Annotated in this window: 1 protein-coding gene; it reads right to left on the bottom strand. The window is 60.9% G+C overall.

Annotated features, from left to right (window positions below; genetic code table 11):
• Positions 1-6749 (bottom strand): leucine-rich repeat protein (locus H7U37_RS13885; RefSeq protein ID WP_204876614.1); only part of this gene is annotated, 6749 nt, incomplete at its 3' end.
• Positions 6750-7627 lie beyond the last annotated feature (878 nt).

Genomic DNA, 7627 nt, shown 5'->3' with positions numbered 1-7627 from the left:
GCCGTCCGGGGCTGGGGGCTGCCGGCAGCCCGCCACAAAAACGTGACCACCTGGGCCCTGGTGCAGACCACATCGGGGCTGAACGCCGTCTCAGAGGTCCCCAAGGTGACGCCGTTTTCCACCGCCCAGGCCACGGCACCGTAGAAATAGTCGCTGGGCTCCACATCCGTGAAGGGAAAATCCGCCGCCTCCGTAAAGTTGGCTTCCACCGTAACTTTTCCCTCCGGCATGAGGAAGGTATATGTTCCGCCGCCCAGCGGCCGGATTTCCACCGGATCGCCGCTCTGCCCGGTGACTGTGAGGGTATGAAGCTCATAGCCGTCATCCGGGGCCGCCGTGATGGTCACGGTGTCTCCCGTGCCGGCATGGTCGGGCGTAACCTTGATGGTTCCGTGGCCGGTAATTTCGGTAAAAATATCGTTGGGCGCGGACTCCAGCGGGGTGTCATCCTCGCCGATATCCACGCTTCCGCCGCCCCCGCCGCCAGTGGAGGAACCGCCTCCGCCGGGCTGCCCGGTCTTTACGGTCAGCTCCAGCCGGATGGTGTCGCTGTACACGCCGTCCTTGCAGGCGGCGGCCCGGAGCACTGTGTCCTCCGTGATGGAAATGGGACCGGTGTAGGTGAGGGCTTCCTCTGTGCAGGGGCAGGTGTCGTTGAGGGTGTACCGGATCGTCGCCCCCTCGGTGGCGGTGGACAGGGTGATCCTGGCTCCCTGCTCCACCGTCATGCCGGTGGTGACTGCGGCGCCGTCGCTCAGCGCCGCAGTCACCGGCTCGGGCTTGACCTCCTCCGGCAGGTCCGCCTCGGTCATGACGATGGTCACGTCAAAGGTCTCGGAGAGCCCGGAGAGGGGCTCGGTGACCCGAATCTGTCCCACACCGGGCAGATTGCCGGTGAGGAAAACGGCGGCTGTTCCGTCCGCGCCGGTGGTCACGCTCTGCCCGGAGACGGTCAGCAGACTGGGCATCAGGCTCTCCACCGTCAGGGTGGTCCCTGCCGCGCCGCCCACAAGGGCGAGGGACAGGGCGCCCTCCTCATGAAGGACCAGGGAGCAGTCCCCCGCCGTGATGGCGGTAGGCCGCTGGACCGGGGCGGTCAGGGTTGTGGTATATGCCTCCGTCATGGCCTTGTTGGCGTAGTTTTTCGCCTGCACGGAAATGGTCAGTGTCCCGGTGCAATCTCCGTCTGCCGGGGTCGCGGCGAACCGGGTGGCGTACAGATGGTTCCCCTCCAGATCGTACTCGGCGTCCAGGGCTTCCACGGCAACAGAGAGGTTCTCCCCGTCCCGGGCCAAGGAAATGGCGTCCGTTACGCTTTCGATGTCCATGTACTGGCTGAAAGTCACCTCGATGCGGTCGGTGTAAGCCACAACACGCTCCACGTCGGGCGCGGCGGCGGACACCATGGCCACGTTCACCTCGAACTGGGGCGGCGGCACCGGGAGCCAGCCCTCGTTCTGGGTATTCCCAACGGCGGCGGACACGCCGCTGCTGTCGGCGGGCAGGTATCCGTCCTTGGCAAAACGCACCTTCCACTGGCCCGTAGGGACGAACCAGGCATAAGCCCCGTCAGCCTGGGTGATCTGGGGATTGATCTGGTCGTAGTCGGCGGCGTCCCACTGGACCTCGCCGCCGCTCTCGTTCTGGTAGTACACGGTGGCCGTCACGCCTTCCAGACGGTTGGAGGGCACCGCCTCGTACACATAGCCGGAGGGGTCGAAGATGGGCCGCAGCTCCCGCTCTTCTTTACCGGAGTCCCCGTTGCCGTTCGGCTTGGGATCGGGGTCCGGTTTGGGCTCATCGCAGTCCTTCTGGTGCTTTTTGATCTCCTCTTCGATCTGCTCCAGGGTGTCCAGACTGCGGCTCCGCCCGCCGCCGGAACCGGAGCCAGAGTAATTGACGTTGCTGAACTGGACATAGAGGCAGGCCTCCAGTCCCTGGCTCTCCAGCGTGCGGTACAGCCAATCCCGCTCCTCGTCGGTGACCCCCTCCAGGTTGTCGGGGTTGCCGTCATAGCGGAAGTAAGTCACCTGGAAGCCGTCGTTCTGCCACTGGAAATTGTTGAGCCACTCCGCGCCGGAGTTGTTGCCCATTTTGTTGGTGGCAATGCGGAGATAGTTCCACTGATCCCGCAGGTCGGTATACTCGTTGATGCGCCGGAGAATGCCCTGCACCTTGTCGTAATTCTCCTTCTGGTCCAGCTTGGTGGTCAGGCCCAGGGACTCTACCAGGATCTTGAGCATCAGGGTGGAATACTGCACGTTTTCCATCTTTTCAAAGACCTGCATGCTGCTGGCCGTCCAGATCCCGGCCTCCTGCCAGAGCTTGTCCAGGGCGGCGCTGGCCTCCTGATAGAAGGCGGCGTCCACCCTCCGGGTGCCGTCCTCACAGGTCTCCTCCAGCAGATCCCGCACCCGGTCGATCTCGGCCCGCTTGGTCTCCACCGTTCCCTTATTGTGGGTCTCCCAGCTCCCCGAACTGATGGTGAGAGAGCCGCCTCCCTCCCCATTCAAAAGGTTTTCAATGCCCAGGATGCCGGAGGCCTCCGCGATGCGCTCCATCTGCTGCTCAAACTCCGTGGCGGGCGTCTCGATCCCCGCCCGGGTCTCCGCCGGGGCCTCCACGTTGTAGCGGCTGGTCTGGGTGATGCGAATCTGGGCCTCGGTGTCCACAAAGATGTCGGTCACCGTCACCGCGTAGGCGTCGGAGGTGATCTCCGTCTTGGCGTAGAGGGTATTGGTGGCGGTAAAGGGAGTAAAGCCGTCCTCCAGCAGGGCGTCCCGATCCCGGGCGTCCGCTTCCTCCGCAAGCTCCACGGTGACCACCGTGTCGTTCCCCGCTTTTTCTTTTTCCGTCAGGGAGAGGGTGATGTTGCCCTCCTCATCGCTGTCGGCGGTGTAGGCAAAGGGGAGGCTCTCCTCGTCGGCCACCGCCTCGCTGAACACGTCCTCGATGGGCCGGCCGCTCTCCACATACTCGGCGGCGCTGTCCAGGATGCGCGCTTCGCTGAAGGGGACCGCGCTCTCCGGCCCCTGGTACTCCACGCCCAGGGACACCGGGGTATTTGCCTCGGTAAAGCCGCCGTAGGCGGCCACCCAGGCGTCGCGCTCCGCGTCATAGCTGGTGGGGATGCGCACCGTCTCGCCATTGCCGCCCACAGCGACCACGGTCACTTCCTCCAGGGTGTCCGCATTCTGGTTGAACTTCACCTCAAAGGTGTAGTCCATGTGGCCCGGCCAGTAGTAATAGGAAGGGATCGCCGACGCATGGTTCACAAAGTCCAGCACCGTCACCGATTCCCCGGTGAGATGGTTGGGATTGACCATGGTAACGGTAGTCAGGACGGGAGCCGTCTCGTCATAGATGACCAGGCTCTCCTCGGAGCGGACGGGCGCCATATCCTTCTGGCGCACCTCGGCCTGGATAAAGTGATAGGAGTAATCGTAAAGCGGCCCGGACAGCGGCACGGTGCAGGTCCAGGTGCCCGCCGCGTTGGCGGTGGTTTGGGCCACCTGCATACCGTTGTCATAGAGGAGCACGGTGCTGTTTGCCACGGCCTTGCCCGTGGCTACGATCTCCTCCATAGAGGTGCGCTCCGGCAGGACCAGCTTTAGTGGAGATACCGTCAGCGCGGCCGCCCCCAGGGGCTGGAGGGCCCCGGTGGCGAGGCGCGCATAGGCGGTGACCTTCCCGGTCCCCATGCCCGCGGCTCCCGCGCTGAAGCGGACGGCAGCCGTCGTTTTATCCGGGACGGACACGGTCAGCACGCTGTCTTGATAGGTATAAGAGGTAGCCTGATTGTCCAGCGTGACGCTGCCGCTCACCAGCTCCATCTGCTCGGGCAGATAGATCTGGAAAGACTGGGCCGGACAGCCCTCCTTCAGGGTCGCATGTACGGTAAAGGTGACCTGCATTCCCTGGGCGGGGGTAGTGGTGCTGGCCGTCAGGAAGCCGGACTCCAGATAGGAGAAGGCGTCCTCCGCCAGGGCGGGCACTGTTACGTCATCCACAACCGTGCGCACGCCGTCGGCAACGGTCACCTCGGTCCGGATGTAGTCCGTCCCCTGCTCCAGGCCCAGCTGGTCCAGCATACTCAAATCCGGGACGTTCTGGAGCATGGGGGTATTCTGGAGGAAAACCAACGTATAGCGGCCCGCCGCCATGGGTTCGCTCTCCAGGCCGGTACGGGCGGTATAGACCGTCCGGAACATCCCGTTTTGGTCAAAGACCAACACGTTGGACTGCCCCGGAAGCGTAGTCGTGCCCAGGCGGAAGCCGCCCGGCTCCACCAGGGTCAGCTCCGCACCGGCCATGCGGCCAGCATCCAGGGTGACCGATGTCGCCGCGCTCCCGCCGTCGGAGGCGGAGAGGGTCACGGTGATGGACTGGTTTGCCTGCACCGCGCCGGGCCGGAAGATCACCGCATTCCCCTGCACCTCGTATTGTGCCGGGTCGATCACGCTGTCATCGGAGGACAGAGAGACCGTCAGGCCGCCCAAGGCGGCCAGTGTCTCGGTGCGGGGCGTCTCCCCCGCCGCGGCGGCGTACTGCCGGGTCACGGTCAGAGTGATGCGGTCGGACACCGTCTCATACAGCGCCACAGAACCGACGGCGCAGCTTCCGCTCTCTGCCGCATCCTTCAGGAAGAGGGAAAGGTTTTTGCTGTAATAGCCCTCCAGGGCAATCCGCAGGCGGGCGGTTTGGGCGGGCACATCCGTCAGGGTAAAGCCGCCGTCCTCATCCGTCAGCGCCGAGGTCAGTGCATCCCCCTCCGGATTGGTCAGGGTGACCGCCGCGCCGGCCAGGGGAAGTCCCGCCTGGTCGGTCACCTGCCCGGCGACGGTGATCTGGGGGATCACTTCCCTGGCAGTCAATTGGAAGGTGACGGTCTGGTCCGCCTCCCCCACAGTGACGGTCTGCCGCTGAGGCGTTTCATACTGTCCGGACAGGGCATCCTCCAGCACCGCCTCGCACACATAGACCGCGCCGGTCTGCACGCCGGACAGCGTGGTCCCGTTGCCGGCGGCGGTGATCCCGTCCTCCCCGTACCAGTGGACGGCAAAGCCGCTCTCCACTTCCTGTCCCTCCGGGTCCAGGACCTGGGCGGTCAGGGTGTAGGTCTCGGTCTGGGCGCCAATATACGCAAAGGTGATGCCGTGGTCCTTGGCAAACTGCTCGGCGGTGCTGTCGGGGTAGCAATACAGCACCAGAGAGGAGGGTGTACCATTGAACGCCCCGCTGTTGATCTCCACATTCATCCCGTAGATCGTAACCGAATGCAAGGCGGAGCAAGCAGAAAACGCCCCGTAGTCGATGCTCTTGACGCTCTCCGGGAGCTCAACGGCTTCCAGCGCGGTACACTTATCAAATGTCTTGTTGGGAATCGCGGTCACGGTGGACGGAATTGTGATCTGCTTTAGATTCTCACATTGCGCGAACATGGATATCCCCAGCAGAGTCAGCCCTTCCGGCAGGGTGACAGAAGTCAGGCTGTGACAGCTGAGAAAGGCAAATCTGCCGATCTCCCGAACTCCGGCAGGAACGGTGATCGCACGCACAGATTCGCATTGCTCAAAGGCGCAATCCCCCAGGATCTCCAGCCCCTGCGGGAGAACCACATCGTCCAGCGCCGTGCATTGGAAAAAGGCGTAGTCCTGGATCTCCGTCACGGTGGAGGGGATGCTTACCCGTTCCAGTGCGTTGCAGCCTTTGAAGGTATTGCTCTCAATGACTGTAATGCCCTCCGGCAGGTCGATCTCTTTCAGCGCGGTACAGTACATAAAGGCCTGATACTGCAAGCTGGTCAGATTTCGGGGCAGCTTAATTTCCGTCAGGGAAGAACAGTACGAAAAAGCTTGCAGCCCTATGGTCTCAATGCTGTCCGGCAGCGTCACGGACGTCAGATTAACGCAGCTGGAGAAGGTCTCCTGGGGAAGGGTCGTGAGCCCAGCTGGAACCTGGATTTCCGTCAGCGCACGGCAGTTCGAAAAGCACTTCACTCCCATGGTGGTGAGACCGGAGGGCAGCTGCACGCTGGCCAGACTCTTGCAGTTGCTGAATACGTCGTTCTCCAGGACCGTTACGGTATCCGGAATTGCAATGCTGGTCAGGCCGGAAGAGGAAAAGGCAAAGCGCTGGATCGCCGTAACCGCTCCCCGGAAGGTGACGGTCTCCAGTTCACTCACATCCCGGAACGTATCCGCCGGAATCACGGTAAGACCTTGGGGAACGACAAAGGAGGTCAGCGCCGTCCCTTCAAAGACATCCGTGCCCATCTGGGTCAGCTTTGTAAATTCCGGCACGCTGCTCAGCGCGTAGCAGTTCTCAAAGGCGGAATCCCCGAGGGTGGTCACCCCCTGTCCGCCGGTGACGGCGGTCAGCTGGTCACACAGGAGAAATGCGTTTTTTCCGATGCTGGTGACACTCTCCGGGATATGCACGGAACGCAGGCTCGCTGCCCTCGAAAATGCGGCTTCCTTGATGGCGGTCACCGCTTGGCTGTCGATGATCTCCGGAATGACCAGATCACCGTCAAAGCCCTCCAACGCCGTAAATTTGGTGATGGTCCCGTTGTTAAATTCCATGGTATACGTCCCGTCATCCGATGTGTAGACGGTGGTGGCGGTGGCCGCGTACAGCGCCCCCAGATCCCTCGCCGCCGCCGCTGCGGCCGCTGGTATGCCCGGACTCCCCAGCAGCAGCACTGCGGCCAGGATCAACGGCACTCCTCGCTTGCATAACTTTTTCATTCTGCACTCCTCCTTTTTCCCGTGTTGGAACTGGTGAAAACATGTGATATTCCACGGATTTCCGTGCTGGGTTTATATATTTTAACTAATTAACTAAATTGATTATAACACCAGCCCGTTTCCCAGTGTTCCCAAGAAACATGGGACCTCCTTCCAGTGCGCGGATATGTTCCACCAGCAGACGTCAGCAAAGGCAATTGAGCGCTGATGTGAAAAATAGAAAAAAGGGCAAATCCGCATCTCAAACGCGGATTTGCCCTTCCTTTTGGCCCGTCTGGAGCCGTCTGGTTTCAAGCAAAAGTTGTAAAAAAGTTGTAGCTGTAAGCCCATTCCGCCGCATCTTGCGTCATCCGTCTTTTTCAGTCACAAGATATTGCGGAATTTTAGTCCAGCGGCTTCATGGTCGGGATTTGAGTTCTGACCGTTTCATCTTGTTTCAACATAGCCTGTTGTACCATAAAACCGCCACCTTCATGACATTCTTCATACAGCTTTGATTCCATTTCATGCCTTCCTGCGCCGTTTGGTTTTGAGCAAAAGTTGTGGGAAAGTTGTAAAAAGTTGTAGTGGCTCAGAATTGGCTCGAAGATGGCTTAAAATTGGCACAATGAATGGCTACATTGCTTTGAAAGGCAACAGCCCCAGGAAGAGTAAAGCCTGCATGGATACTGCCAGCATCAGCAAGCAGATTCATACAGAAACAAGTATAGCATAAGCCCCAGAGATGTTCAAGTCAACGATTTTTTCGCAGTGCAATCCAATTGTAGGCGTACAATACATGTTGGACAGTTGAATAAAAAAGGATGAAGGATAGGGCCTCATCGGTTAAAGTTGAGTTGCGACACAACAACTTGACGAGAGGGGGCCATATCCTTCAT

It is taken from the genome of Pseudoflavonifractor phocaeensis (genome assembly GCF_016901735.1).
GTDB lineage: Bacteria > Bacillota > Clostridia > Oscillospirales > Oscillospiraceae > Pseudoflavonifractor_A.
This window is presented reverse-complemented; position numbering and strand designations above follow the sequence as displayed.